General features: G+C 54.2%; 21 protein-coding genes and 10 pseudogenes. 16 read left to right on the forward strand and 15 right to left on the reverse strand.

The window, feature by feature from the left end:
- Nucleotides 1–38: 38 nt before the first annotated feature.
- Nucleotides 39–1,018, forward strand: a pseudogene (locus tag SGP1_RS17335) (phage integrase).
- A 44-nt stretch (nucleotides 1,019–1,062) separates the two neighbouring features.
- Nucleotides 1,063–1,491 carry a hypothetical protein gene (locus SGP1_RS28120; RefSeq protein WP_083764881.1) on the forward strand — a complete coding sequence of 143 codons (429 nt, stop codon included), beginning with the start codon at nucleotides 1,063–1,065 and terminating at the stop codon, nucleotides 1,489–1,491.
- Between the two features lie 497 nt (nucleotides 1,492–1,988).
- Here the strand turns inward: SGP1_RS28120 and SGP1_RS34220 are convergent.
- A pseudogene (locus SGP1_RS34220) lies at nucleotides 1,989–2,432 on the reverse strand (SDR family NAD(P)-dependent oxidoreductase); the annotation flags it as partial.
- A gap of 444 nt (nucleotides 2,433–2,876) precedes the next feature.
- Between SGP1_RS34220 and SGP1_RS17345 the strand changes: the two are divergent.
- Complete coding sequence (locus SGP1_RS17345) at nucleotides 2,877–3,332, forward strand: transcriptional regulator (protein ID WP_050747787.1); 456 nt, start codon at nucleotides 2,877–2,879, stop codon at nucleotides 3,330–3,332.
- Between the two features lie 226 nt (nucleotides 3,333–3,558).
- Here SGP1_RS17345 and SGP1_RS17350 read toward each other — a convergent pair whose 3' ends face one another.
- The 4 genes from SGP1_RS17350 to SGP1_RS35305 are packed head-to-tail and all read right to left on the reverse strand — an operon-like array spanning nucleotide 3,559 to nucleotide 4,826.
- Nucleotides 3,559–4,170, reverse strand: coding sequence for a hypothetical protein (locus tag SGP1_RS17350; RefSeq protein ID WP_158302425.1), 612 nt, complete (start codon nucleotides 4,168–4,170; stop codon nucleotides 3,559–3,561).
- Nucleotides 4,082–4,369, reverse strand: a complete 288-nt coding sequence (locus tag SGP1_RS17355) for a hypothetical protein (RefSeq protein WP_041867152.1) — start codon at nucleotides 4,367–4,369, stop codon at nucleotides 4,082–4,084. The genes SGP1_RS17350 and SGP1_RS17355 overlap by 89 nt, the downstream gene beginning before the upstream one ends.
- Nucleotides 4,344–4,634: a hypothetical protein gene (locus tag SGP1_RS17360; protein ID WP_041867153.1), complete on the reverse strand. Its 291-nt coding sequence runs from the start codon at nucleotides 4,632–4,634 to the stop codon at nucleotides 4,344–4,346. The genes SGP1_RS17355 and SGP1_RS17360 overlap by 26 nt, the downstream gene beginning before the upstream one ends.
- Nucleotides 4,635–4,691: 57 nt before the next feature.
- On the reverse strand, nucleotides 4,692–4,826 hold the full coding sequence (locus SGP1_RS35305; RefSeq protein ID WP_279379407.1) for a hypothetical protein: 135 nt from the start codon (nucleotides 4,824–4,826) through the stop codon (nucleotides 4,692–4,694).
- Nucleotides 4,827–5,053: 227 nt separating this feature from the next.
- On the opposite strand from SGP1_RS35305, the pseudogene SGP1_RS17370 reads away from it, so the two are divergent.
- Both SGP1_RS17370 and SGP1_RS17375 read left to right on the forward strand, forming a co-directional pair.
- Nucleotides 5,054–6,183 (forward strand): annotated as a pseudogene (locus SGP1_RS17370) (Gfo/Idh/MocA family protein).
- A gap of 236 nt (nucleotides 6,184–6,419) precedes the next feature.
- Nucleotides 6,420–8,049: pseudogene (locus SGP1_RS17375) on the forward strand (dihydroxyacetone kinase subunit DhaK).
- Between the two features lie 76 nt (nucleotides 8,050–8,125).
- Here the strand turns inward: SGP1_RS17375 and SGP1_RS17380 are convergent.
- The gene (locus SGP1_RS17380; protein ID WP_070108786.1) at nucleotides 8,126–8,470 is read right to left on the reverse strand and encodes a glucose PTS transporter subunit EIIB; all 345 of its coding nucleotides are present in this window, start codon (nucleotides 8,468–8,470) and stop codon (nucleotides 8,126–8,128) included.
- Nucleotides 8,471–8,787: 317 nt separating this feature from the next.
- Between SGP1_RS17380 and SGP1_RS17385 the strand changes: the two genes are divergently transcribed.
- Both SGP1_RS17385 and SGP1_RS30160 read left to right on the forward strand, forming a co-directional pair.
- A complete protein-coding gene (locus tag SGP1_RS17385; protein ID WP_041867155.1) occupies nucleotides 8,788–9,117 on the forward strand; it encodes a hypothetical protein in 330 nt (109 codons plus the stop codon).
- 105 nt (nucleotides 9,118–9,222) lie between these two features.
- A pseudogene (locus SGP1_RS30160) lies at nucleotides 9,223–9,502 on the forward strand (transposase); the annotation flags it as partial.
- A gap of 115 nt (nucleotides 9,503–9,617) precedes the next feature.
- Here the strand turns inward: SGP1_RS30160 and SGP1_RS17390 are convergent.
- A pseudogene (locus tag SGP1_RS17390) lies at nucleotides 9,618–10,119 on the reverse strand (M55 family metallopeptidase); the annotation flags it as partial.
- A gap of 10 nt (nucleotides 10,120–10,129) precedes the next feature.
- Nucleotides 10,130–11,074: pseudogene (locus SGP1_RS17395) on the reverse strand (P1 family peptidase).
- Nucleotides 11,075–11,142: 68 nt separating this feature from the next.
- Here SGP1_RS17395 and SGP1_RS17400 point away from each other — a divergent pair.
- A complete protein-coding gene (locus SGP1_RS17400) occupies nucleotides 11,143–11,838 on the forward strand; it encodes a TetR/AcrR family transcriptional regulator (RefSeq protein WP_050747940.1) in 696 nt (231 codons plus the stop codon).
- On the opposite strand, the gene SGP1_RS30880 is transcribed toward SGP1_RS17400, so the two are convergent.
- Nucleotides 11,816–11,983, reverse strand: coding sequence for a hypothetical protein (locus SGP1_RS30880; protein ID WP_158302426.1), 168 nt, complete (start codon nucleotides 11,981–11,983; stop codon nucleotides 11,816–11,818). The two genes, SGP1_RS17400 and SGP1_RS30880, sit on opposite strands and share 23 nt — an antisense overlap.
- Nucleotides 11,984–12,435: 452 nt before the next feature.
- On the reverse strand, nucleotides 12,436–13,065 hold the full coding sequence (locus SGP1_RS17410; protein ID WP_198408738.1) for a DMT family transporter: 630 nt from the start codon (nucleotides 13,063–13,065) through the stop codon (nucleotides 12,436–12,438).
- 433 nt (nucleotides 13,066–13,498) lie between these two features.
- Here SGP1_RS17410 and SGP1_RS17415 point away from each other — a divergent pair, with 433 nt between their 5' ends.
- From SGP1_RS17415 to speG, 3 genes are all read left to right on the forward strand, one after another.
- Nucleotides 13,499–14,281 carry a substrate binding domain-containing protein gene (locus tag SGP1_RS17415; protein WP_050747788.1) on the forward strand — a complete coding sequence of 261 codons (783 nt, stop codon included), beginning with the start codon at nucleotides 13,499–13,501 and terminating at the stop codon, nucleotides 14,279–14,281.
- A 302-nt stretch (nucleotides 14,282–14,583) separates the two neighbouring features.
- Entirely contained in the window at nucleotides 14,584–14,913 is a 330-nt protein-coding gene (locus SGP1_RS17420; RefSeq protein WP_011411840.1) for a DMT family transporter, read from the forward strand.
- Between the two features lie 43 nt (nucleotides 14,914–14,956).
- The gene (gene speG, locus SGP1_RS17425; RefSeq protein ID WP_011411841.1) at nucleotides 14,957–15,520 is read left to right on the forward strand and encodes a spermidine N1-acetyltransferase; all 564 of its coding nucleotides are present in this window, start codon (nucleotides 14,957–14,959) and stop codon (nucleotides 15,518–15,520) included.
- 246 nt (nucleotides 15,521–15,766) lie between these two features.
- Here speG and tsx read toward each other — a convergent pair.
- Nucleotides 15,767–16,487 (reverse strand): annotated as a pseudogene (gene tsx / locus SGP1_RS17430) (nucleoside-specific channel-forming protein Tsx).
- Nucleotides 16,488–17,014: 527 nt separating this feature from the next.
- Nucleotides 17,015–17,500 carry a GNAT family N-acetyltransferase gene (locus tag SGP1_RS17435; protein WP_011411842.1) on the reverse strand — a complete coding sequence of 162 codons (486 nt, stop codon included), beginning with the start codon at nucleotides 17,498–17,500 and terminating at the stop codon, nucleotides 17,015–17,017.
- 171 nt (nucleotides 17,501–17,671) lie between these two features.
- Here SGP1_RS17435 and SGP1_RS32070 point away from each other — a divergent pair, with 171 nt between their 5' ends.
- Together SGP1_RS32070 and SGP1_RS17445 are read left to right on the forward strand one after the other, a co-directional pair.
- Complete coding sequence (locus tag SGP1_RS32070) at nucleotides 17,672–18,028, forward strand: hypothetical protein (RefSeq protein WP_041867156.1); 357 nt, start codon at nucleotides 17,672–17,674, stop codon at nucleotides 18,026–18,028.
- Nucleotides 17,949–18,722: a hypothetical protein gene (locus SGP1_RS17445; protein WP_198408739.1), complete on the forward strand. Its 774-nt coding sequence runs from the start codon at nucleotides 17,949–17,951 to the stop codon at nucleotides 18,720–18,722. Before SGP1_RS32070 ends, SGP1_RS17445 begins: the two co-directional genes overlap by 80 nt.
- Nucleotides 18,723–18,856: 134 nt before the next feature.
- Here the strand turns inward: SGP1_RS17445 and SGP1_RS17455 are convergent.
- Nucleotides 18,857–21,054, reverse strand: a pseudogene (locus tag SGP1_RS17455) (glycogen debranching protein).
- Nucleotides 21,055–21,621: 567 nt separating this feature from the next.
- Between SGP1_RS17455 and SGP1_RS17460 the strand changes: the two are divergent.
- The 3 genes and pseudogenes from SGP1_RS17460 to SGP1_RS17470 all read left to right on the forward strand — a co-directional run bounded on the left by SGP1_RS17460 (nucleotide 21,622) and on the right by SGP1_RS17470 (nucleotide 23,606).
- A pseudogene (locus SGP1_RS17460) lies at nucleotides 21,622–22,411 on the forward strand (shikimate 5-dehydrogenase).
- 459 nt (nucleotides 22,412–22,870) lie between these two features.
- Nucleotides 22,871–23,143 (forward strand): hypothetical protein, encoded by a 273-nt coding sequence (locus tag SGP1_RS17465; protein WP_243466082.1) that lies wholly within the window; start codon nucleotides 22,871–22,873, stop codon nucleotides 23,141–23,143.
- Between the two features lie 37 nt (nucleotides 23,144–23,180).
- On the forward strand, nucleotides 23,181–23,606 hold the full coding sequence (locus tag SGP1_RS17470; RefSeq protein WP_041867158.1) for a hypothetical protein: 426 nt from the start codon (nucleotides 23,181–23,183) through the stop codon (nucleotides 23,604–23,606).
- A gap of 58 nt (nucleotides 23,607–23,664) precedes the next feature.
- On the opposite strand, the gene SGP1_RS34225 is transcribed toward SGP1_RS17470, so the two are convergent.
- Together SGP1_RS34225 and SGP1_RS34230 are read right to left on the reverse strand one after the other, a co-directional pair.
- Complete coding sequence (locus SGP1_RS34225) at nucleotides 23,665–24,102, reverse strand: hypothetical protein (RefSeq protein WP_243466083.1); 438 nt, start codon at nucleotides 24,100–24,102, stop codon at nucleotides 23,665–23,667.
- 84 nt (nucleotides 24,103–24,186) lie between these two features.
- A complete protein-coding gene (locus SGP1_RS34230) occupies nucleotides 24,187–24,339 on the reverse strand; it encodes a hypothetical protein (protein ID WP_243466084.1) in 153 nt (50 codons plus the stop codon).
- Between the last annotated feature and the right edge of the window lie 296 nt (nucleotides 24,340–24,635).

Raw genomic sequence — 24,635 nt, forward strand, 5'->3', positions numbered from 1 at the left:
GGCAAAGGTGGAATGGTGACGGTAGGAGATCTTGTGCAATGAGCATTAAACCTCTCAACGGCGAAGGGTACATGGTAGATGTTCGCCCGCAAAGTCGGCAGGGTAGGCGCGTTCGCAAAAAATTCAAAACCAAGGTAGAGGCACAGCAATTTGAACGCTGGATAATTGCGACACAAAACAATAAAGATTGGGTGGAAAAACCTGCTGACCAACGAGCACTAACAGAATTGATAGAACTCTGGTTTCAACATCACGGCCAAAACCTTAAAGATGGCCTAAAGACGGTGCATAAGTTGCGAGTAATGGCGGCTAAAATGGGAAACCCCAAAGCCAGACAAATTACAAAAGCTTCATTCTCTGACTATCGAGTGCTACGCCTTGCTGAAGGAAAAAAGGCAAAAACCATTAATCTCGATCAAGAAAAATTAGGAGCAGTATTCTCCGTTCTGATTGAGTTAGGACATTACCATGGCGAGCACCCACTCAAAGAAATGAAAAAAATCAAGCTACCAGTTCAAGAAATGGGGTTCTTAACTCGTGAGGAAATTAACACATTACTCGCTAGATTAGAGGGAGATAACCTTAAAGCCGCAAAGCTTTGCTTGGCAACTGGAGCTCGTTGGGGAGAGGTTTTCAAACTTCGGCGTGAAGAGGTAATAGGAAACAAGGTTACCTATCTCAATACAAAAAACAACAAAAACAGGGCAGTTTTCATTTCCACTGAACTTTGTGCTCAAATCAGAGACAGTATTCAGAACGGCCGGCTATTTGCAAATCTCAACTATCGATATGTAAGAGACTGCATTAAAGAAATCGCCCCCAACCTTCCAGCAGGTCAAGCAGTGCACGTTTTGCGCCATACCTTTGCCAGTCACTTTATGATGAATGGAGGGAACATACTGGCCCTGCAAAGAATTTTGGGACATTCAAGTATTTTACAAACGATGGTTTATGCGCATTTTGCACCTGATTATTTAGAAGTGCCGTCAGATTTAATCCTTTGGAGAATCAACAATAATCAAAGCTAAGAAACCAACCGAAGAGGAACTCCACAATTTTCTTATGCGTAAGTTTCTTGAAGAGCAACTGAATAAAGAAGCTAAAGAACGCAAAAATAAAAAATTAGCTAATTATAAACAAACTCTTATGCAAGTCACCTCAGTACTTTTCCGTAAGTTTCTTGCTGAGAAAGGTGTTTCTTTTTGTTGCCCTTCATGTGGTTCTGACGAGTTGACGGTTCCTGAAAGAAGACTCTTGCAGAGTAAAAAATTCGTAGCTAATTTTAACAGTTTACCGGTAGCTGAGAAGAAAGACGCTTTAATAAATTCTTATGTTTCATATCTAACTTGGGGTGATGAAAGCTGCCTATCCGGTCTGATAAAAAGCTACTATCAAGTACATTGTTTGAACTGTGGTCACCTTAGCCTTTATCGTTCTATCGCTGTTTTACAATGGCTTGAAAATCTTGAAAAAGTGTGCGAGGTAAAATAATGGAAATGGATTTTTCATTATATCTAGTGGGTGATAGTGATATACGGCGAAGCAATGAGACTATAATCAGACATGGTAATGGGGTAGGAGGAGGAGGAGGAGGAGGAGGAGGAGGAGGAAGCATGCAGGACAGACTAGAAAAACGAGTTGAGCGCTTAGAGGCTGATGTAGTCGAGATCAAAATGGATTTGACAAAGCTTACTACCCGCTCTGAGGAATTTTCAACCAAAAGTGATTTGCTCTCTCTTAAAGCTGAAATCAATAAAGAATTTGGCTTGATCAACAAGGAGTTTGGCGCTTTTCACAAAGAATTCTCCACTATTCATCAACAGATTGGCAGGGATTGTATTTACCGCTCTCGGTTTAGGTATCGCAGCAGTCAAGTACCTTTTTGATGATCCACAAATTGACCCAAACGTACACGCTATGTTCGTTTTAAGCACGCAATTACAGTTATATAAATTACTGATTTTTATGAAAATGTTTGTTTTTATTAGTGCCAAAATGGGGGTGATATTGATGATTTTGCCGCCGTCACCCTGACGAATAAACTGCCGCGCCACCGCCTGCGACAAAAAGAAGAGGGATTTGATATTGAGATCCATAACCGCATCCCACTGTTGCTCGGTAAACTCAATGGCATCCTGGCGCAGAATGATGCCCGCGTTGTTGACCAATATATCGATTCTCCCCGCCTGGGCCAGCGCTTAGCTGAGAATATCGGGGATCGCGGCGGTATCGCTTGAATCGGCGTTAATCCCATAAAACCGCCTGCCGAGGCTTTTCATTCGCGCCGCCGTCTCGTCAGGTTCACTGCGATTCACACCGATGATATCGCAGCCATCCTCCGCCAGGGCGATATCCATCACCTGCCCAAGTCTCGTATTACAGACCGTGATCAGCGCGATTTTGCCCGTTAACTGGAATGCGTTAAGTATCATCTTGACGTCCTCTATGTGCTGGCTGTAGGGCGGAGTGCATGTTGGCATCATAGTAAAATGGCCCACAACCACAATAATAATGAAATATTATTGTGGTTGACGTTATCAAATGTGGTCAAAGTATACACGCTTGCACATTCGTTGAGCGCCCCTGTCACCTACAGCCTTCTCATACTGAGCCATCCCGTCGGTGGCATGCTGTCTAGTTTACCCGTGACCTGCGCCAACGCTTTCACCCCACTCAATGGCAATACGCACAACGTCCCTTGCCAACGTCTTCACTACGCCCTCGTTGAGTACCTGAGGCTGTGCCAAGTCTTGTCCAAGCGCCGTTTCCACACCACGGCATTTTGCTACAAACGTTAAACGGACCTCTATTGCCAACACCGGCAGAGTTCTTTATAAGTCATCAGTCCACGGGATCGGCTTTTACAAGGAATGTTTATGCATCATTACACTGATTGTGGTTTGGAAACCGTTTGGCTGACCAACGGCTACCGCTGTGAGAAGCACGCAGTGCGCATACAGATAGAAATAGAGGACAAACCTGCCCTGCATCAGGTGCTGGCAAAATTACTCATCAATAGACGTAACCTTTTATCCTGTCATGAAATTCATTTTCTACGCCGTGAAATGAGCATGAGCGTCCATGAACTGGCGTCGGTGATGGGGGTGCAAAGCGAGGTGATTGAGCGCTGGGAGCGCGGTGAAACCGGTCTCCCGCGGGTGGCAGATGTCTCGCTGCGCGCCCTCTTTGTCGGATCGCGGCTGGAGGAAAGTGAGCCGGAACTTTATCTGCACATCTTGTCGGAAACTGAGTGCCGGCAATCCAGTGAAACACTGTTTTTAACGTACGCCGACAATGGATGGTGTCAAAGCTTTCTCCGCGATAGCTGCTGACGGCCCGGCGTTCGGGCATCACCTCCCCGCTGTGATCTAGGTCACCTTTCTTTCCGCGCCGTGCCTTCTCGATCACACATTTTTTAACTTAGCATGTGATATAAATCACAGGTTTTTAGCGTGAATTGCAATGCCTATCACGCTTCCACGGATTTATCTCCCCTCGTCCCCTATTGATTTCAAAATATCGCTTCAAATTCTTCGTCGCGCTTTTAGCATTACTGCATTACAAAATTGCGTCAGCCGGTTGCCGACAGCTTTCGGCCAGCAGGCCAAGGCGAGAGGGATCCAGCAACAGGGGAAGGTTATGCGCGACATTCACGTCTTCTTCTGCCAGCCAGAGGCTGGTCTTTTCCGCATAATGCTGTGCTGCATCAATGGCAGTGATTAGATGCCCCAGACGGGCAGGATCCTCGCCGTATTGATTCAGATACCACCGCAAACTGATGACCTGGCGGGCATGACCGAACAGACGGGTATAGCGGACGGCCGCAGCCCAAGCGTGACACAAAACCTCGGCGAACGCCGCCGGTATATCACCAGCGCGCCCCAGGGCTTGCGCCTGGGTGTACAGATATTCGGCCAAAAAAAGATTCTGCTGTTGTTCGAGCTGCATCAATTCCAGCTGCGCGCGGCCCGTCGGCTCATCTTCACGCGGCAACAGCGCCTGAAACGACTGACGCCAGTTGGCGCTGCAGCTGTCGGAATGCAGCAGGCGCAGGGCGGTATCGATATCCGCCGGCAGTTGGCTATGCTGGTGCATCACCCAGCCCAGAAGATAAGGCGTCCGGCACATCCCCGCCTGCAATGCGCGCCAGGCCGTAAAGATTGCCTTCATTGATAGATCCCAGCAGGGGACCGTTGTGGATCCATTCCCAATCGATGCGGGTGGTGATGGTCTCCAGCCGATCGCCGGCGACCGACTGCGCCCAGCTGAGTCTGCCCTGCAGCTCATCAATCAACAGGCAGGGCAGCAATGTCCAGCCGTAATCGATACCCCACAAATCGATGTCAATCCAGATTTTGCGCGCGCACATCCGCCGGCATCTGCGCCAAGGTGCTTTGCAACTGGCGCCGCGACCAATCGTAATCGGTGTAGTCGCGCAACACCAGCTTTTTATTCTGCCGCAGCAGCTGACTATAAAGCGCATCCAGAGAAGCGTGCCACTGCTGCGGATGAAATTCCGGCGTTTGCAGGCTAAGAATAACGCCGCTGACGTCCGGCAACATCGCCAGGGTGGCGCTAACAATCGCCTGATAAAAATGCTGCAAAAACCGTTGTCCCTGGGCGGCGGCGTCCATCAGGCGCAGCTCGGGATATTGATGGGCCAGCTTACCGTCATTGGGGAACGCCTCCCCCTACAGCCACAGTGTGAGCCGCCGCTGCCGACAGAGTCGCCCGATACGCTGGAGATAGTACAGCGCGCTTTCGCGCTCGTGATACAGATTGCTGCGATCCGCGCCCTGGTAATAGGGCAAAGGGGGCGCCAACATATTTTACTGATGAATGATAAGCCCGGTAAAGCGGTAACGCTCAAGTGTTTCCAGCAGCGACAGCGCATGCGGCCAGTGCCAGATGAGAGGCGTGTTCACCTCCAGCAAACGTTGCGGCACGCTGTCCTCCCGTTGATAAGTGCGGCGTCAAGAACGGCCAACATAGAACTATCCCGCTAAGGCTGTCAATGACATGACGGCTCATCATAAACATCAAGAGGTAGGAAATGAAAAAGTATGCGTTAGTCGGCACCGGCGGGCGCGCCGGCCTGTATATCAACGCCATCGCGACCTATTTCCGCGATCGGGCGCGCTGGGTGGCGTTCTGTGACACCAACCGCGTCAGAATGGACTACGCCAACCGCCTCATCGGCAAACACGGACATGCGCCGGTGCCGCTCTATCAGGCGCAGGAGTTTGATCGCATGATCGCCGAAACACGGCCGGAGGTGGTTATCGTCACTTCTGTCGATCGCACCCACCATCATTGTATCGTGCGGGCAATGGAGCTGGGCTGCGATGTGGTCAGCGAAAAGCCAATGACATAGATGAAGAAAAATGCCAGGCTATAGTGGATGCCATCCGGCGCACCGGCAGGCAATTACGCGTCACCTTCAACTATCGCTACGCGCCGCACCACAGCAAAATCCGTGAATTGCTGGCGGCCGGTACCATCGGCGATGTGTTTTAGGTGCATTTTGAGTGGCTGTTCAATACCCAGCACGGCGCCGATTATTTCCGCCGCTGGCACCGCGACAAACACAACAGCGGTGAATTACTGGTGCATAAATCTACCCACCATTTTGATTTGGTCAATTTCTGGCTGGGCAGCGAACCGCAGACGGTTTATGCCCAAGGTGATCTCCGCTTCTACGGGCGGGCCAATGCCGAGCAGCGCGGCGTTACGGAGTTCTACGCCCGCTGCCACCAAAGTCCGATCCTGCGCGCCCTCTATCTGGAAGCGGAGCATGATGATGGTTATTACCGCGATAAAAGCGTATTCGACGATGGCATCAGCATCGAGGACGTATTGGGTGTCATGGTGCGCTACAAAAACCGTGCTATCATGACCTATCCACTTAACGCCTACCTTCCCTGGGAAGGACTTAACGTCGTGTTCAACGGCAGCCGGGGAAGACTGGAGATGAAACTGGTGGAAAAATCCTACGTGAACGGCGGCGGCGACCAGGTGATACTTAACGACTTGTTTGGCGCGCCAGCGGACGATCCGCTTCAGCGCGCCGCGGGCTTTCTCGATGGCGCGCTGTCGATTATGACCGGTATCGCCGCTAATCGCTCTCTGCGTACTGAGGCGCCGGTTAATATCAGCACGTTGGCGATCACCCTGCCCGATTAACGGCCTTCCGCGGCGTCCGACCACAGATCCCGTACCGATGCTTCCCGTCCTGCCCCGGCGGGGAGCAACGCCGGGTCGCGCCACGACCGATGCAGCCCTTGGCTGCCAGCCATATCACTGCACCACCTGCCATATCAATTATAATTGCAACTTATTCACCGCCGCCAACCTGCCCTGTAGCGACTCTGGCAGCACCCGCGGCTTAACCTGCTCATCCATAAAAAAGCCTTTGCCCTATGTCCAAATTTTTTATGAACACCCGAAACGCCCTGGTCAATGATGCTATCGAAGGGACCATTGTCGCTTCCCGCTGGCAAAATCTCGTCCAGCTCGATGTGGACCCGTTTATCCGGGTGGTGGTGCGCAAAGCATGGCGCAAGGATCGGGTGGCGCTAATTTCCGGTGGCGGCTCCGGGCACGAACCGGCCCACGTGGGTTTTGTGGGTAAAGGTATGCTGACCGTGGCGGTTTGCGGCGACATCTTCGCCTCGCCCAGCGTCGATGCCGTCCTAAGCGCTATTCTGGCCGTTACCGGCGAGGCGGGCTGTCTGCTGATTGTGAAAAACTATACCGGCTCAATTTCGGCCTAGCGGCGGAAAAAGCCAAACGCCTGGGCTATCGGGTAGAGCTGGTCATAGTGGATGACGATATCTCTCTGCCCGATAATAAACAGCCGCGTGGCATCGCCGGTACCGCCCTCATCCATAAGATTGCCGGTTACGCGGCCGAGCAGGGGCTAACGCTTGCGGAGGTGACTGCATTGGCACGCAAGGCTATCGGCGCCACCGCCAGCATCGGCGTCGCGATGACCGACTGTAATCTACCGGAGGAGGAAGGCGGCGCATAGCGTATCAAAGACGGCCACGTCGAATTGGGTCTGGGTATTCACGGCGAGCCGGGGGCCCAAACGCTGCCCACCGTCAATAGCCGCGAGCTCATTCAGGTCATGGTGGATAAACTCAGCGCCCATCTCCCCGCATCGGGGCCGGTGGCGGCGCTTATCAATAACCTGGGCGGCGTCTCTCCCCTGGAGATAAGCGTGCTGACCAAGGAGTTGGTCCATTCGCCGCTGGGTGAACGCCTAAGCTATCTTATCGGGCCGCGCCGCTGGTCAGCGCGTTGGACATGAAAGGTTTTTCGCTCTCGCTTATGGCGCTGGACGCGACGCTTACCACCGCGCTGCTCTCCGAGGTAGAAACCGCCGGTTGGCAACCGGCGGTGCGCTGGCAGCCGCTGACACGGCAACAGGCCGACAATCCCCGCGCGGCGACATCCATCAAGCCCTCCGTCAACGCCCGCACGGGTAACATGATTGATGTCGTCACCGACACCCTGCAAGCGCTGGAAAATGAACTTAATCGGCTGGACAGTTTGGTCGGCTATAGGGACACCGGCACTACCTTCGCCGCCGGCGCGCGCGAAATCGCCGCGCTCAACCGTGACGGGAAATTACCGCAGGATGACCCCGCAGCGCTGCTGACGGTCATTGGCGACAAACTGGCCACCATCATGGGCGGCTCCAATGGCGTTTTGATGTCGATATTCTTTACCGCCGCCGGTCAGCAAGTGGCGGAGGGCCAACCGTTCGCGCAAGCGCTGCTGGCCGGGCTGGAGCGGATGAAACACTATGGCGGCGCCGAGCGCGGCGATCGAACCTTGATAGATGCGTTGCAGCCGGCTCTGGAAGCGTTGGCCGACGGCGATAGCCTGCAGCAGGCGGCGGATGCCGAAGCCACCGCCACGATGGATAAGGCGAACGCCGGCCGTTCGGCCTATCTCAACAGCAACAATCTTTCCGGGCATAAAGATCCGGGGGAGTATGCGATAGAGAAAACGTTCGCCAATCTGGCGTCGCACGCGGGGTAAACACGCCACGCAGCCGCGGTCCGGTTTATTAAAGCCAGTCGCAAAGTCTGTGCGCAGGCAGCATGCGCGTCAGACATTAACTCCCCGTTTCATTCAAACCAAACCGCTCTTCCATTTCCCGCTTCAGATTGTCGGAACGCTTGCCGAAGACGGCCTGCACCTGATAGCCAAAAATCACGACGCCCAGCGCACCCAGGCTTTGCAAGGTGTCGCTGTTCACTTTTGCTAAATCTTTAACGGTCACCCGCAACCGGGTGATACAGACATCCACCTCACGAATATTCCACCGTCCGCCAAGGGCGTCCACCGCGCGACAAGATCCGGATCGCCCGGCTCCGGATGCTGGGCGTGATGCATTTTTCCACGAAAAAAACGTACAAAATCGAAAATATTCAGCATAGCGGGTTTCCTCATTATGCAGCCACGGCGTTGCGCCATGGCTAGCGCCGTTTCAGGCCGTCTGGCATTACGCCACCGGTTGTTCTGTCATTGAACACAACCGTGATTCCCTCTATCCAGCTAACATATTCGCTTTCATCCTAGCACCCCCGACCTTAACGCGCCACTGTGGTCGCAGGGGATTAGCGATTTGCTCTATATCATTTTTTTACATCTATTATACTTGCCAAAGCGTATCGAGGAAAACATGCTAGTGCAGACCTGTTTGAGGTAATAAGCATGGAGAATCGATCATCATCCGATGATTAGCGCAGTAGACAATATCCGGTCAAAGAACATATGGCATTCCAGCGCCTCGCCTGGAGGTTACAGCGCTGGGGCACCTTCTTGCTGTTTTTATTCGTGGTGCTGGCGGCATTAGGACTGTTTTCACAAGGCCTGATGAGCGATGCATCCACACAAAGCCCCTCGGGCAATCTTAAGCTGGAATACGATCGTTTTGCGCACAATACCACTGACACCCATTATGTTATTCATGTCAGAGTCAATAAAGAAAACGCCATGCAAATCAAGCTGGCAGGCAATATCATCAACAATTTTGACATCAAATATATCCAGCCACAGCCGCAATCCTCTAGTCTTAATAATAAAATTCTGACGCTAAACTAGGACATTCCTGATAAAGATCAGTGGCATAGTGGCTTTGTTGAATAAATATAACTTTTAGGTGATTGTCTGCTCAGATCACTACCGTCATTTCAACATCTGCACTCCATGGCAAAGCAAAAGTTTAAAATAACCAACTGGTCCACTTACAACAAAGCTCTCAAGCAGCGCGGGGCTCTGACGATATGGCTGGATGAGTCGGCAATTGTTGCATGGACGGAAAAAACAACGCCTGAACGGCGTGGCCGGCCGCTTCACTACGCAGATATGGCTATTTAAACTGATGGTGCTGCCGCTAAGATGCCCAGACTACTCGCTGATCAGCAAGCGAGCAAAGACAGTTAAGATCAGCATAAAAACGCCGACCCGTGGTGAAATTTCACCTCTAGAGCGGTTTTCATCTATTTCAGCGCATCTGTGGATTAGGAATTCTATCTACTGAGGCAGTGCTATATGCGAAAAAACCGGAATAGATGAAAAGTGCTCTAGTCATTGACGGAACCGGCAAAGGGGTAATGCCGCGCGATCCCAGAGCTGTAGTTTATCGTCCCCGCTGACCAGCCATAGCGGCGTCTTCAGTTCCGCGCCTAGGGCGGCGTAAAGATCGCTTTCGGCCATGACTTCGTCGTTGAGCGTTACGCGGTAAAATGCCCAGCCATTGATGGTATGGGCCAGCACGCCGAATTCTCCGGCAGCGCTGTGGTAGCCGATAAACATCATGCAGTCGAAAATCTGCTGTTGTAATCCTTCCACCATGGAGAACGGCCGCGGCTTACCCTGCAGCAGTCGCGCGCGCGGGTCTATTCTGTTGGCGCGCAGATTTTCCATCGCGCCGTGGCTGTCGGCCACTACCACCTCGCTGGCGCCGCCGGCGAAGGCCCCATCGATCGCGGCATTGACTTCCTGCTCCATCAACGCACGCGCCAGCGGATAATCAGCGCTGCCGGCCCGGCACTGTTCGCGACCGGCTACGCCCTCGATATCCGCCGAAATAAATACCCGCATGTGCGGCTCCTTAAACGAGATATTGCTGCGCCAGGCGATTTAACACCTGCCGCAGTGCGGGACGATGATGCCCGCGAAAACCGGTGACGGGGCTGGTGCTCAGTAACGCATCAACAACCGCATGTTCAGTGGCATCCGCCGCCGCGGCCAAGAGGGGCTCCAGCGCCTCGTCCGCCGGCGGCTTGGGCACCGGGCGGATGGAGAACGCCACAGCGATATCCCCTGAACCGTGCCCCCAATAACTGCCGATGCGGCCCAGTCCCGCGCCGGCGCGGCGGGCAATGCCGGCAATAACGGCGCGATAGCCGCCCCCAACTGCACCCCATCCAGCGTCAAAGAGGAGAGACAGCCGAAATTAGCCAGCACCAGCACCCCCAGCGTGGCGTTCAGCGTCGGGCACAACCGCGAAGCGCTGCCAATCCCTCCCTTAAGGCCGAAGCAGCTCATGCCACGCCCGGCACTGACGCTACCACGGGCTACCTATGCCGAAGCGCTGGCCAGCGCCTAGATGTCATTCAGCCAGCCGTCATTGCATTCCAGCGCCAGCGGGTTCACCGTCAGCAACGTACGTCCCAGTTCAGGGTTGCGCGCGATAGCGTCACGCACAAGCGTCGTGAACAGGGTGCCGACCGCCAGGGTATTACTCAAAAGAATCGGCGTTTGCAAGAGCCCCAGTTCAGCTACCTGCACCAGACCAACAGGTTTGGCAAAGCCATTTAGCACCACCGCGCCGCACAGCAACGGTGAGGCATAAAGATTGTCCCCCGGCGGCACGATAGCGGTCACGCCGGTTTGAATATCGCCTGCGGCCAGCATCGCATGCCCGACGGTTACCCTCGCCATATCGCTCAAATCGTTACGTGCGCCGCAGGCCATGCGCGGGCAACGCCACCAGCCCGCGATCGCGCCAGCGCCCCAACAGCAGCCGCAGTTGCTGGTGCAGATAGTTATTCATGATAACGCTCCGCTGGTTGCGGCGCCCGCCAACGGCAGCCAGCTTACCTGGCCCTGGCCGTAATGCAGATGCAGCGGGCTTGTTTAGGAAAAGAACCTTTCCTATACTCTCACCATGGGCAAAAATTCCGTAAACAACGCCGCGGCTGGCCACGCCAATTTGATACCGAGCAAGCGCTGGATCGGGCGATGCAGATGTTCCGCAACAAAGGCTATCATGCCGCCTCTGTGGCCGATTTGGCCGCTGACATGGGGTTGACGGTTGGTAGCATTTACAAAGCCTTTCGCGATAAACAAACCCTTTTTCTACAGGTGTTTGAACTCTATCTTTGTAAGCGACGCCAGGAGACGCGCCAGGCGCTGGCGCAGGCCGTCACCTGCCGCGACAAGGTAGCGGTGCTGCTACAAGACTACGCCGCGCTCTCGCAGGGCGTCGAGGGGATCCGCGGCTGTCTGGTGGCAGACAGCGCGACACAGCTTTGTGCGCTGGAAGAGGCGCTGGCGCGGCTGGTACGTCAGGCGCTGGACGCCAATCAAACCCGGATAACCGCGTTTATCCGCACGGGTCAGGAAGACGGCTCGGTCGATCCAGGGTTAAATGCGGAGCACACCGCCCTGCTCATGTTGGCACTGCTGCAAGGAATGCGCGTGGTCGGCAAGGCCGGACGGCAACGTGAGGAGATGATGGCAGTCGCCGCGCTGGTGCTGCGTTTGCTGGACCGCCACGCCGCTGCCGCAGCAACTACAGCGTTTTGCTCAGAATAAGCAGCAGCGTATACCGGCTGCCGCTCTCGTAAGCGGTTTCGCCGCTGACCGCCATTTGCTGACTTTCGTAGAAGGTTTTAGCCTGCTGGTTTTGCGGCAGTACCTCTAGCCAGAGCTGCGATTGCCGGGCTTCCCTGGCGAACATCTCCACCGTGCTGAACAGGGGTTTGCCATAGCCCCAACCGGAATTCGCGCAGAAAATAGATCTTTTTCAACTGGCCGCCCAAGGCACCGGTATCCGGTCTGGACATTTCGCAAAGAAGCTTCGCCAGCCCGATATCCTGGCCGTCAACTCTGGCAATCAACCAGTGGCAATGCGGCTGGGCAAAGCTTCAAAGAAAGGCGCAGCATAGTTTCGTCCAGTGATTAATAGGGAGGTCTCGGCCGGTTATCATAAAGGCAGAGACGATGGGATCCAATGCCGGCAGCCACAAAAGGTTATGCCGCAGCGGCAGACGACAAGATTTCGCGGCGCTGTCACGTCGATGAACACGGGTTAACAGAGCACGTTTGCCCGTGGCCGGCGGCTCTCAAGCTTAATCATGCGAGCAAGACGCGGCGCGGTATTTTGCGGCAATCGTCGACCATCGCGTTGCACTATCCCGCAAGGCTAAGCATGGCGCGGCGGCGTGTCAGCACCATCAGCAGACTGGAGAAGATACAGCCGCCGCCGATCCATCCCGATGTCGTAAGATGTTCATTGAGTAGCAGAGCCGCCAGCAGTGAGCCAAAAAACGGCTCGGTGCCCAGCAACAGCGAAAGCCGCGAAGGCGAAGTTCGGCCGGCGGCATAATTTTGCGCGAAAAAAGCGAATAGCGTGGCAAACAATGCCAGATACAAGGTAATGCCCCAGAATGACCATGATGCGGGCAAAGGCGGCGGCGAGCGAAACGTGACGAGCAGCAATAGCCAACCACCGACCGCGACCATCCCGGTCTGTACCGCGTTCAGCGCCAACGCCGGCACCGGTCGGTGCGCAGTCAAGCGCCGGGTGTAACACACTAGACAGGCGCGAAGTAGTGCTACTGCCGTCACCAACCCGTCCCCACGGCCCAGATGCAGCGCACGCCCGCCGCATAACCAGTAGACACCCAGCAACGACAGCAGCGCCGACAGCAACAGTCTTCGGTCGAGCCGCCCCCGGCAAACCAACCATTCCACCAGCGGCGTAAAAATGACGAACATGCTGATCAAGAAGGCCGCATTACCGGCACTGATAATAGCCACGCCCCGCGTCTCGCAGATAAATACGCCCAGCAGAATCAGCTCCAGCGGCAGACCGGGGCGAACAGTCGGCCCCGCGCAGCTGCGGCAGGAGCACCAGGAAGGTCAACGTAAAACGCAGTGCGATAAAACCCAGTACCGGATAATACACGAGCGCCTGTTTCGTAGCGGCATAGCTGCTCCCCAAATTACCGCGACCAGCAATAGCATGGCATCGGCTAACTGCGGCACCGGCCGGCTTTGGAGTAATGACGCGATATTCTGCATGTCTAATCCGTAATCGATGATCTTTGGCAAGGGTTACAGTATATTCCTTTGTTGTCTGAGCAATAATTATCTAAAATTGAACAACACTTATTCCTTATGAGAACAAATCAACTGCTACCGCTGTTGCCTAATATGGTGATATTGTCAAGGTGGTGGAGAAAGGCGGCTTTTGGAACGCAGCACGCGCTGCCTGCGCCTGAACGAAGCGGGTAATGAGGTGTATCAATGCTGTCAACGGATCCTGACCAGCACCGGCGATGTTCTGGCAATTTCCGACCGGGTGATGTCCGCCCCGCAGGGTCAGGTCCGGCTGAGCGTGCCGAAAGCGCTGGGCAAATTCGTTATCGCCCCGTTGATGGGCCCTTTCTTGCAGCGTTATCCACAGGTGGACGTTGCGCTGCAATTAACCGATACCCTGCTGGATTTGCTGGCGAGCGATCTCGATATGCTTATTGCCATCGGCGATAGGCCCCCCGGAGAATCTGGCCGGCCGCTGACGTTTGTACGCCAGTTGCTGTGCGCCACGCCGCAATACCTCAACCGGCACGGCACGCCAGAGCAGCCGGAAGATTTAGCGCAGCATGATTGTATCTGGCTGGGCGAAACCCCGGAGGATAACCGCTGGCGGTTTCGCCAAGGAGAGCAACGGCGCCAGGTTGAAGTCCAGGGCCGTTTTGTAAGTAACCACAGCGAAGCGCGCATGGCGGTTGTCCTGGATCATCTGGGCATTACCTGCCTGCCGCACTTTACCGCCGCTGCCGCCTTGGCGGAGGGAATGCTGGTGCCGGTGTTGCCCCAGTGGCGCTATGATGGCCCCTATCAAGGGACAGCCTGGGTGCTGTATCGCCCCAATCCGCAGTTGCCGCCCAAAATGCGGGTATTAATAGATTATCTGGCGGCGGCGCTGGCCGATAATGCCAGCAGTCTTTCACCCGCGCCGTCGATTTCGTAATGGCGCCGCGATGGCGGCCGGCGCGGGAAACCGCTCAACAGCCGCAACCCTCTGGCGATAACTGCCGGCTTGAGGCGACGGCCGGTAAGTAACCACTTTTGGTAGAAGACGCTGTCCGGGTAGTGACTTTCGACGCCACCCGGTTACACGGTGAATAAGGTGCTTTATTACCTTAAACACATTGGGCAATGTTACTGTCAATCGCGGCCCGCCCTGCTCACAATGCGTGTCAGACTAGACTATTTTGTCCGTTGGCGAAAAGTGTTAGTCTTGACGTCTAATTATCCTGTTCAGAGTCATCTATGGCTTATCTCTATTTGTTTATTGCTATTATCGCGGAAGTCATTGCCACCTCGTCCATCAAGGCTTCGGCGGGCTTTAGCAAATTGACGCCTTCACTTTTGGTGATAGTCGGCTATGCTATCTCATTTACCCTGTTGTCGCTGGTCCTTAAAACCATACCCGTGGGTATCGCTTATGCAAGCTGGTCCGGGTTAGGTATTGTTTTTGTCGCCATCGTGAGCTATTTCTTGTATGGGCAACGGTTGGATGCCGTGGCAATGTTTGGTATTGCCCTGATTATCGCCGGCGTTATGATCATTAATCTTTTCTCCAAAACCGCCGATAACTGATCAACATCATTATGTTTTAACTAAAATATTAGAGAATGCAAAAATGAAACTATCAAGCAAAAATCCAGAGGATCATCATATTAAACTCCGTCCCTTGGAACGTGAGGATCTGCATTTTATTCATCAACTCAATAATAATGAGATGATGATGCGTTACTGGTTTGAAGAGCCGCATGAAGCTTATGTGGAGTTGAAAGATCTTTATCAAAAGAATATTCACAATATTAGCGAGCGCCGGTTTATCATTGACAAGCTGGGCGTAAGCGTCGGGCTGGTCGAACTGGTGGATATCGATCATATCCACCGGCGCGCCGAGTTTTCCATTTTAGTGGCACCCGAGCATCAGGGCAAAGGCTACGCCAGCGTTGCGACGCATCTGGCGCTGAATTTCGGCTTTATGGTGCTTAATCTGCATAAACTGTATTTAATAGTTGATGAAGAAAATACCAAAGCCATCCATATCTATACCAAGATGGGTTTCAAGCAGGAAGGGGTTTTGCTGCAAGAGTTTTTTATCAACGGCCAATATCGCAATACGTTGCGCATGTGCCTGTTCCAACACGAATATCAACACGCCCGCGCCGCGGCGCGTGAGCTCAAGCGCTGAATGTTGCGTGGGTAGCCACACACCCAGGGTAGCCGGGATAAAGCGCTGAACAAGACATAGGCGCCGACCACATGACGGCCGAGCAGAAACGATAAACGTCTCTTGGGCGGCCGCATCTAACGGGAATCGGATGAAAATGATGAATGGCGCATGGGCAGCCGAGCGGCAACGAGAAACGCCGCTCGTAAAAGGTGGCACTCATGCGGGGCGGCATGCATCATTAAAATGATATCCCACTACAAAATACTATCCCCAGCCGGTGGAGGGACGCTAAACGGCCCGTTGCCGAAGTTCAGCTAGCGGCCATCGCGCCACTGCCCACCGTAGTGGACGTAGCGAGCGACCCGCGAGCAATGCACATGATTATAGGCCAGGGCCAGGATATGTCTGGAAGCGATAGCGTTTTGCTGCGCTCGCCGCCGGACTTTTCGGCCAAATCGGAGCCCAAATCGAAATGGGTGAAACCGATATAGCTCAGGCCGTCGCCCCACAGGGTGTGTGATAGGTTAAAGATAGTTTACTTTGACCCCATAGCCATCCCAACTATTTTCATTGTTGGCACCATAATATTGCCACTGATATTTTGCGTAAATATATAACAAAAGTGTCAAGTCACTGTGGGTATCAATATCGGCACCCAACCCCATATACCACGTGCTTTGCAGGGATGCGGCATTACGGCTTATATCGTAGATAAAATTATCGGCGAAACACCAGTCTTTAAGGCGGCCCAGACTGAGATCGGTTCCCGTCAGCTTATCAATGGAAAATCGCCGCGCGATTTCCATGAACAATGATGAGCCTTTATCCCAAATACCGCGAGTGGGGCGTTTGCCGACGCTCAAAAACATGGGTACATTCCAATAACCATAAAAATCGAATCCTTCCTTGCAGGTCATGGCCTCATCTACAAATAGACATCATCATTTAGCTGCGGCCCGAAGTGGGTGCGGTAGTTACCTACCACATTTACGCTCTAATGCCACCCGTCAGAAAAGTATTCATCACGGTTGACGCCGTTATTCCCCGTCGAAGAGATACTTCATGCCAAGAAAAAAATGCCCCCGCAGCCATAGTGCTTTTCTTAAATCATCGCCAGAAAGAATAAATATCCCCGTACAATCACGGCAAAGGAATAAATCATAGACTGGCGGACGCCTTCTGTGGAATAATAGTAATACTAGCGTATTATGTAAGCTAAATTCCTTGCGGCATATCGTCGCCGGTTTTGCCCTCACTAAATATTTTTTTGCTAAAAGCGTGTGAATATAATTTGATTAACACGTGCTATTTATCATTACAGAAAAAGGCGTGTGGCTGCAAAAGAAAAGGCGACAACCTCTGTTGTGCCGCTAAAATCGACAATAGGAGGCTTTATTTTCCTTTTTACCTTTAACGCATGCTCTTATTCCTATATTAATCAGGGAAGTCCGCAAACCGATCTCACTTTCTTCACCTACCGACCTGTGATATCGACGTCATCACGGGGCGGCATCAATCTATTTTAGGCCTCTGGGCAGTAGGGCTCGTCAGCGTTTTCACCCAGTAAACGCTTAATGGATCGTCACAATAAGCACCAAACGCGGCGGTGGGAAAATACCCCCATTTGTCATACAGAGCGATGGCGTCCGGTTGGTAAATTCCGGTTTCCAGCCACAGTGTGTCCAGACCTAATTCGCTGGCCTCCGCCTCCAGGGCAGATAACAATCCTGAGGCAATGCCATAACCACGAAAACCAGGCGCGACATAGACCCGTTTCACCTCGGCGATGCCGTCTGGATGAATCACTAAACACGCGCAGCCGGCCGCCTCGCCCCGGACCCGTGCCAACCATGCAAAGGTTTTCAGCCGCGCCATTTGCGCCGGCGAAAGCAAATGCTGGCTCTGTGGCGGATAGAGCCCGGTTTGATAGTCATCAAGCTGTTGGATAAGCGCGTTTAGCTGTGGATGTGAAAGTTCGACCGGGAGAATATCCGTCATGGCGTCCGATAATGTTCTGGGAAATGTGATCTTTATTTTACAGCATAATCATTAGCTTTCATGCTAATAACAGAATATACGCCATGCGGGGTTTCACCTATGATTCCTGTTCACCTAATATCGAGCCACGCTCACTCGGCCCATGCAGAGCGCCGTTAAAGGAGTTTTAGTATGTCAGAAGTTTCAGCCAGTTCGCTCATTCTCACCACCCATGTCGGCAGTCTGCCGCGCCCGATTGCCCTGCTGGATCTGATGAAAGCCAATATCGATGAACAGGATAACCAGGCTGAGCTGGATAGCGCCATTCGTCAGGCTGTCAGCCAGTCCGCCGAAGAACAGGTGACGGACGGCATTGATACCGTGACCGACGGCGAACAGTCCAAAACCGGATTCTTTTCCTACGTGCGCGAGCGCATCGAGGGATTTGAACCCCGTCCGGGCGCGGGATATGCGGCGTTTGATGCCGTTTGTGCCGGTGGCCTGCACCGGCCCGGTGCTCTATGTGGGCCTGCCGCAATTGCAGCGTGATATCGACAATTTAAAGCTAGCCCTGCAAACGACCACTTGCCAGGGAGCATTTTTACCCTCGGTTGCGCCGACCGGCGTGGGCAGCAATGAATTTTATGGCAGCGAAGAAGACTATCTCAGCGCCGTAGCCGAAGTGCTGCGCGTGGAGTACCAAACCATTATCGACGCCGGCTTCAGCGTTCAGATTGATGACCCCTTCCTGCCGGATTTATTTGCCGACCGCCACTTGGATAATGCGGCAATACACCGCCGTGCCAATGCCTATATCGAGATCCTGAATCATGCGCTGCGCGGTCTGCCGCAGGAGAAGATCCGTTACCATACCTGCTACATTATCAATGAAGGGCCACGTATCCACGATGTCCCGTTCATCGAGTTCGTCCGCTTCATGTTGCGTATCAACGCCAGCGATTACTCATTCGAGGCAGGTAACGTCCGTCACGAACATGAATATCACTTTTGGGAGCAGGTTAAACTGCCGGAAGGGAAACGGCTTATCCCTGGGGTTATTTGCCATGCCAGTAACACCGTTGAACACCCGGAATTGATCGCCGAACGCGTGGGTCGTGAAAACGTAATAGCCGGCGTCGACTGCGGTTTCTCTTCGCAGGCCACCTACCGTACGGAAGTACACCCGACCGTGATTCGCGAGAAGTTCCGCGCGCTGCGCGCCGGGCCGGCCAAGGACGACTGACCCGCCGATTTGACCTATCGGACACCCGCGGTATGCCTTCTGCCTCCGGACCGGCCGTTAGATATCGCCCTATGATTCGACCAGCGCCGATAGATGCCGCCTTGCGATTCGACCTGCCTGCCGGGTGCCGCACGTCAGGCTACCACCATCGACGATTTACTATTCACCAGTTCAAATAACACCACGGTGCGCGATGGACAGGTATAATGGTGGTCGAAATCGAAGGTGTGTTCGCTGATATCATCCGGTTGGAAGGTATCAAAGATATGGCGCCAGCCTCGGCCGTGCGCGACTTCCGGCAATGTGAACACCACATATTCATGCGAGGCGCTAAACAGCAGCAGCACAGTGCTTTGTGATCCCACCCGCAGCAGCCCCGTCGGTTGGGAGCGCCCGTCCAGCAACATCCCGATACTCTTCAGGTGCGCATCCCCCATGCTTCTTCGCTCATCTCCTCGCCGCCGGGATGAAACCAGGTAACATCTTTGATGTTCAGTTTCTCGTTCAGTTTACCGGTAAGGAAACGGCCCCGGTGCAGTATGGAAAAACGCTTACTCAGGGCAATAAGACGGTAGGTAAACAGGATAAGCGATTGACCTTTGTCGGTAATATTCCAATCTACCCAGCTTATCTCGCTGTCCTGACAATAACCGTTGTTGTTGCCCTGTAGGGTCCCGGGCAAATTCATCACCCGCCAGCAGCATCGGCGTCCCTTGGGAGAACATGGGCGTCGCCAGCATGTTGCGCATTTGCAGCAATCGCAACGCATTGATCGCCGCGTTGTCGGTCGGGCCTTCCACACATAATTGGCGGAAATATTTTCGCTGTGGCCGTCGCGGTTATCCTCGCCGTTGGCTTCATTATGCTTATGTTCATAAGAGACGACATCGTTCAGAGTGAATCCATCATGAGCGGTAATGAAATTGACCGAGGCGTGCGGTTTGCTGCCACGATGATTGAAAATGTCGGCCGAGCCCGCCAGACGCGTGGTGATTTCCGCCAGTTGCCCCTCATAGCCACGCCAGAACTTCCGCACCGAATCACGATACCGCTCGTTCCATTAGGCTCATCCCAGCGGAAAGCCGCCGCCTTCGTCAAAGCCGTAACTCTCCCGGCCGAGGATCGTCACCAAATCGAAGCGGAAACCATCGATTTGCATCTCCGTTTCCGTTGCCCAATAGCGCAGGGAATCGGTCACCATTTGCAACACGCGGGGATGGCTTAAATTGAGCGTATTGCCGGTGCCGGTATCATTGATGTAATAGCGTTTTTCTTCGAGGAACAGGCGGTAGTAACTCGCGTTATCAATGCCCTTCAGCGACAATGTCGGCCCCAGTTCATTCCCTTCAGCGGTGTGGTTATACACCACATCAAGGATGACCTCGATGCCCGCGGCGTGCAGAGTGGCGATCATCTGCTTGAATTCGTTGACTGTTGAGGTAGCCATATATTTGGGATGCGGCGCGAAGAAGCCGAGGGTGTTGTATCCCCAAAATTATGTAACCCCTTCTCCTGTAAATGGCGATCGTCAACAAAGGCGTGGATAGGCATCAGCTCAATGGCGGAGACGCCGAGCGTTTTGATGTAGTCAACGATTTGCGGCACGCTGAGCGCGGAAAAGGTGCCGCGCAAATGCTCCGGTACCGCCGGATGACGTATGGTATAACCACGCACGTGCGTTTCATAGATAAGCGACTTCTCCCACGAGATGAAGCTTTTGCCGTTGGCAGGCCAGGAGAACGCCGGATCGATAACCCGGCATTTCGCATAAACGGCGCGCTGTCGCGTTCATCCAGGGTTAATTCTTTGTCTTCGTAGCCAATGTCGTAAGCAAATAGCGCATCATCCCACTTCAGCTCGCCCCAGATCTGTTTCGCGTAAGGATTGAGCAGCAGCTTGGCGGGATTAAAGCGATGTCCCTGCGCCGGCTCAAACGGTCCATGCACCCGGTAACCATATAGCAGACCCGGGCGCGCATCTGGCAGATAGCCATGCCATACCTCATCGGTGTATTCCGGCAATTCGATGCGGTCATACTCTTCGCCGTTCTCATTGAACAGGCAGAGCTCTACGCGGGTAGCATGGGCGGAAAAAATGGCAAAATTCACCCCCAACCCATCCCAGGTCGCCCCGAGTGGTACCGGTTTCCCCTCTCTGACGCGCGTGATACGGCCGGCATCCAAATGTTTGATGTCATTATCGGTATTGGGTGGGCGATGTGGACGCCTTGACCGTCCAGCAGCACTTCCACCTGATTATCCACTTTGCTCGCCATTGTCGTGGTGGAGGTGGGCATGATTTCCTCACGTTTTTTCGACGATCCCTTGGCCATCTTTAGTCACCCCTGAGCACGAATATAAGTTATGTCCGTTCGCTTCTGCCAAGACCGCCTGTGCAGTCTGACAGTTGAGAAGCCGCCTTCCCCTGTCGGTGCGTCCTTTCGCAATGACAAAATGAACTCCCCTCTCACTGGCTCAGACCTGCGCAGGATCGGTCGTTACCCGTAGCAAACCGGCTTAAGCAAAACCCCGCTTATACAAACGGGCCTGGTCAGCGTACCAACATACGGCAACGTCTTGGCGCATTGGCCTAGACTACATCCCGGCGCTATCGTTACACACGCTCTGAGTGTAGTCGCCTTTGAAGGTTATGCCAGAGCTGCCACACCGGCCGGACGGTAACGCGCAATCGCCGGTCGCGGCATACGAGCGTCCGGCGTTGCGCCCGCGATGCCAGACACGCTTACCCATCCCCGCGGACACCTCCCATGAGGGCAAAAGTAAGCGCACACCCTGTCAAGGGAAGCGGTTTCATTTTCAGCAGAATTGGTTAAGCTTTAATGATTAGTGTGCGGCACGTTTTGCCGCGACTGCGGATTATCCTCAACCAGGGAGCCACGATGGACATTAACAAAGACACCCAGCTATGCATGTCATTGGCCGGGCGGCCGGGTAATTTTGACACCCGTTTTCATAATTATCTCTATCAGCAGCTGGGGTTGAACTATCTCTACAAGGCGTTCACCACCCAAGATATCGCCGCCACCATTGGCGGGGTGCGTGCGCTGGGTATTCGCGGCTGCGCGGTTTCCATGCCGTTCAAGAGAGCTGTATCCCTCGGTGCAGGCCATCGAATCGGTCAATACGATCGTCAACACCGACGGCCATTTGACAGCCTATAACACGGATTATATTGCCGTGGAGCGTTTGATTGCCCAGCATAAGGTGGACCCGGGGCTGTCCTTTGCCCTGCGCGGCAGCGGCGGGATGGCCAAGGCCGTCGCCGGCGCCTTGCATCACGCGGGCTTTCGCGACGGCGTGATTGTGGTGCGCAACGAACACGCCGGTCGCCATTTGGCCACGCTTTACGGCTATCGCTGGCAACAGGATGAACAAGGCCTACAGGCGGGCATGCTGGTCAATGTGACGCCGCTGGGCATGGCGGGCGGCGCACAGAGCTAGACGCTCCCTTTCAGCTACCCGCTCATCGCCGCCGCCAGAGTGGTGTTTGACGTCGTGGCCATGCCCGCCGAAACGCCGCTAATCCAGGCAGTACGCGCCCTGCAAAAACCGGTGATTACCGGCGCCGAGGTGGTGGCGATCCAGGCGCTGGAGCAGTTCGTGCTTTATACCGGCGAACGTCCGGATCCCACTCTGGTCGCCCGCGCCACCGCACACGCCGCCGGTTAGGCCGCCTGCGCCCGCCAACCAGAACGCAGCGGTGAATATCTCCGCCGCTGCCCTGCCTAGCTCGGCCTGATCCAGCCGAGTTAGGTTAAGCTCAGCCTGGCAGGGTGCACTCACATAAAGGGTGCTTCCGTTGCACTCTTTCTGCACAACACGCCATTCATCCTAGCGCGCATGCACGGTTATTTTATTACAACCGACTGAAAAAAACATCTTTCCTAATGACAATGAATTGGCACAATCCTTGCCTTTAATTAGTTAATTAACAGCTTTTTACTATGCCCCTACGGGCGAGCATCACGCCCGTGCTCGGGTCACGCAGACGCCCCAGGCACGGTCCCCCTACTCTACTTGGAGAATATGATGACCATTGATGAGGTGATAGCGCGTTTTGAGCAAGAGCGCGAGAAAATCTGGTTCGACCAGCCAGACTAAGTAAAAGCGCTGGGGCCTTATCCGGGTGTGGAAGATACCGATGCCGACCTGAAGACGCTGCAATCGCTGATAAAAGAGATCATCGGATACAAAGCGGATTTTTTCGATTTCATCAGTCTGCCACACGCCGCGAGTCTGATTCACCTTTATGTCGATGCCGCCTGCCGCTGCACCACACTTGAGGAATTGTGCCTCCTCTCTCATGCCGCCCTGTCTTATGCAAACCGTTTGCATATGTGGATCGACTTTATCCTGCCCTGGGGGTTGGGCGACGGTTTCCGCCGGGTCAAACCGGCCTGACTTTCCTTTTCACGCTATCACCAACACGGGTACCACCATGAAATTGCGAATAAACGTTGCCGGTGAACCGGTTTGCCTTATTAAAGTCTGGGAAGATAAAGTGCCCAATCTAGCCAAAGAACTGCGTGCTAAACTGCCGATGAAAAGCGTTCTCCAGCACGGCAAGCTTATTGGCGATATGGTGTTTTTTACCATGCCCATCGTCGCCCCCTGGGAAAATAAATACAAAACTGAAGAAGTCGGCAAATTGCGCCGGGAGAAATACGGCAAGGCGACCGGCTCGGTCCGCTTCTACAGCCCGCGGCAGCAATTTTGCGTCGTCTACGGCGACGACACCGCCGAAGAGCCGCTGCCGATTTCCTATATCGGCGAGGTGATTGACGGGGCGCTGGAGCTGCGCGTCACCGGTCTGGAAACCTACTTTGATCAAGGGCGGGTGGTCGAGCTGGAAATCGTCGAATAACGGCCGGTCGGACCGGGGCGGTGCGCCGCCCTCGTCCAGCGGTGGCAAGTGTGTAACCTTACGCCAACAGCAGGTCGGCCATAGCCCGACAGATAAACGCGCTTTCCGCCGGCAGCCGGCCCAACGCGCCGGCACAGTGGCCGAACAATGACGTCAGCGGCCGCCATTCCCCCCGCGCTAACCTGCCGCATTCTATCTCTGCCTCTTCCAGTGTGAAATAGCTGTCGGTGCTACAGGGCATCACGACGGTTCTGGCGGTAATCGCCGCCATCGCTGCGTTGAAGTCGCCATTGAACCGGGTATTATCGGCAATATTGGCCGTCTGCCAGCTGTGCAACATACACAACAGATCGTTGGCGTCGCGCCCTTGGTAATCCTGCTCCCAAAATTGCAGCAGCGCCTCGCGGGTCGGAAGATTTAATTGCCGGTAGAGATGCTGGCGATAAAACGTAGCGGAATAGGCCCAACCCACATAGCAGCGGCCGAAGGCGGCCAATCCCTTCAGCGGCGGCTGCGAATAGTCGCCGTGGCAAAACAGCGGATCCGCCTGTAAGGCGGCGGTAATGCCGGAAAGGAAAACCTAATTCAGTGGCCAGCATTTAGCGCTGCTGCACACCGCCAGCAGTACGCTTACCACCTCGGGGTACAGCGCGGCCCACTGATAACCCTGAATCGCGCCCATCGACCAGCCGGCGATAAGCGCGCCAGCCGCTCGATATGCCAGTGTTCGCAAATCAGCCAGTGCGGCGCCCGGACGTTATCCAAAAGCATCACAGCCGGAAAGCGCCGGCCCTGCTGCGGTCAGGCATGGCTGGGTGAGCTGGAGAAGCCGTTACCAAACATGTCGGTACAAATAATAAAGTACCGGGCCGGATCGAGCACCTGCCCTGCACCAATCAGCGCCGCCCATCCGCGATGGTTGGCGGCATACCAGGAGGGCAGCAAAATGGCGTTATCGCGCTAGTGATTAAGACGTCCATAGGTGACATAACTCAGCCGGGCGTTTTGCAGACGCTCGCCGCTTTGCAA

Source organism: Sodalis glossinidius str. 'morsitans' (assembly GCF_000010085.1).
Lineage (GTDB): Bacteria > Pseudomonadota > Gammaproteobacteria > Enterobacterales > Enterobacteriaceae > Sodalis > Sodalis glossinidius.

What these genes read in the sequence shown, in the direction of transcription:
- SGP1_RS17350 (WP_158302425.1), bottom strand. Translation starts at nt 4,170, where the DNA reads ATGAAGGCAATCTTTACGGCCTGGCGCGCATTGCAGGCGGGGATGTGC.
- SGP1_RS17345 (WP_050747787.1), top strand. Translation starts at nt 2,877, where the DNA reads ATGCATCATTACACTGATTGTGGTTTGGAAACCGTTTGGCTGACCAAC.
- SGP1_RS17355 (WP_041867152.1), bottom strand. Translation starts at nt 4,369, where the DNA reads ATGTGCGCGCGCAAAATCTGGATTGACATCGATTTGTGGGGTATCGAT.
- SGP1_RS32070 (WP_041867156.1), top strand. Translation starts at nt 17,672, where the DNA reads ATGTCAGAAGTTTCAGCCAGTTCGCTCATTCTCACCACCCATGTCGGC.
- SGP1_RS35305 (WP_279379407.1), bottom strand. Translation starts at nt 4,826, where the DNA reads ATGTTGGCGCCCCCTTTGCCCTATTACCAGGGCGCGGATCGCAGCAAT.
- SGP1_RS17420 (WP_011411840.1), top strand. Translation starts at nt 14,584, where the DNA reads ATGGCTTATCTCTATTTGTTTATTGCTATTATCGCGGAAGTCATTGCC.
- speG (WP_011411841.1), top strand. Translation starts at nt 14,957, where the DNA reads ATGAAACTATCAAGCAAAAATCCAGAGGATCATCATATTAAACTCCGT.
- SGP1_RS17360 (WP_041867153.1), bottom strand. Translation starts at nt 4,634, where the DNA reads ATGGACGCCGCCGCCCAGGGACAACGGTTTTTGCAGCATTTTTATCAG.
- SGP1_RS17400 (WP_050747940.1), top strand. Translation starts at nt 11,143, where the DNA reads ATGCAGCGGGCTTGTTTAGGAAAAGAACCTTTCCTATACTCTCACCAT.
- SGP1_RS17445 (WP_198408739.1), top strand. Translation starts at nt 17,949, where the DNA reads ATGCGGCGTTTGATGCCGTTTGTGCCGGTGGCCTGCACCGGCCCGGTG.
- SGP1_RS17435 (WP_011411842.1), bottom strand. Translation starts at nt 17,500, where the DNA reads ATGACGGATATTCTCCCGGTCGAACTTTCACATCCACAGCTAAACGCG.
- SGP1_RS28120 (WP_083764881.1), top strand. Translation starts at nt 1,063, where the DNA reads ATGCGTAAGTTTCTTGAAGAGCAACTGAATAAAGAAGCTAAAGAACGC.
- SGP1_RS30880 (WP_158302426.1), bottom strand. Translation starts at nt 11,983, where the DNA reads ATGTTCGCCAGGGAAGCCCGGCAATCGCAGCTCTGGCTAGAGGTACTG.
- SGP1_RS17385 (WP_041867155.1), top strand. Translation starts at nt 8,788, where the DNA reads ATGGCATTCCAGCGCCTCGCCTGGAGGTTACAGCGCTGGGGCACCTTC.
- SGP1_RS17470 (WP_041867158.1), top strand. Translation starts at nt 23,181, where the DNA reads ATGAAATTGCGAATAAACGTTGCCGGTGAACCGGTTTGCCTTATTAAA.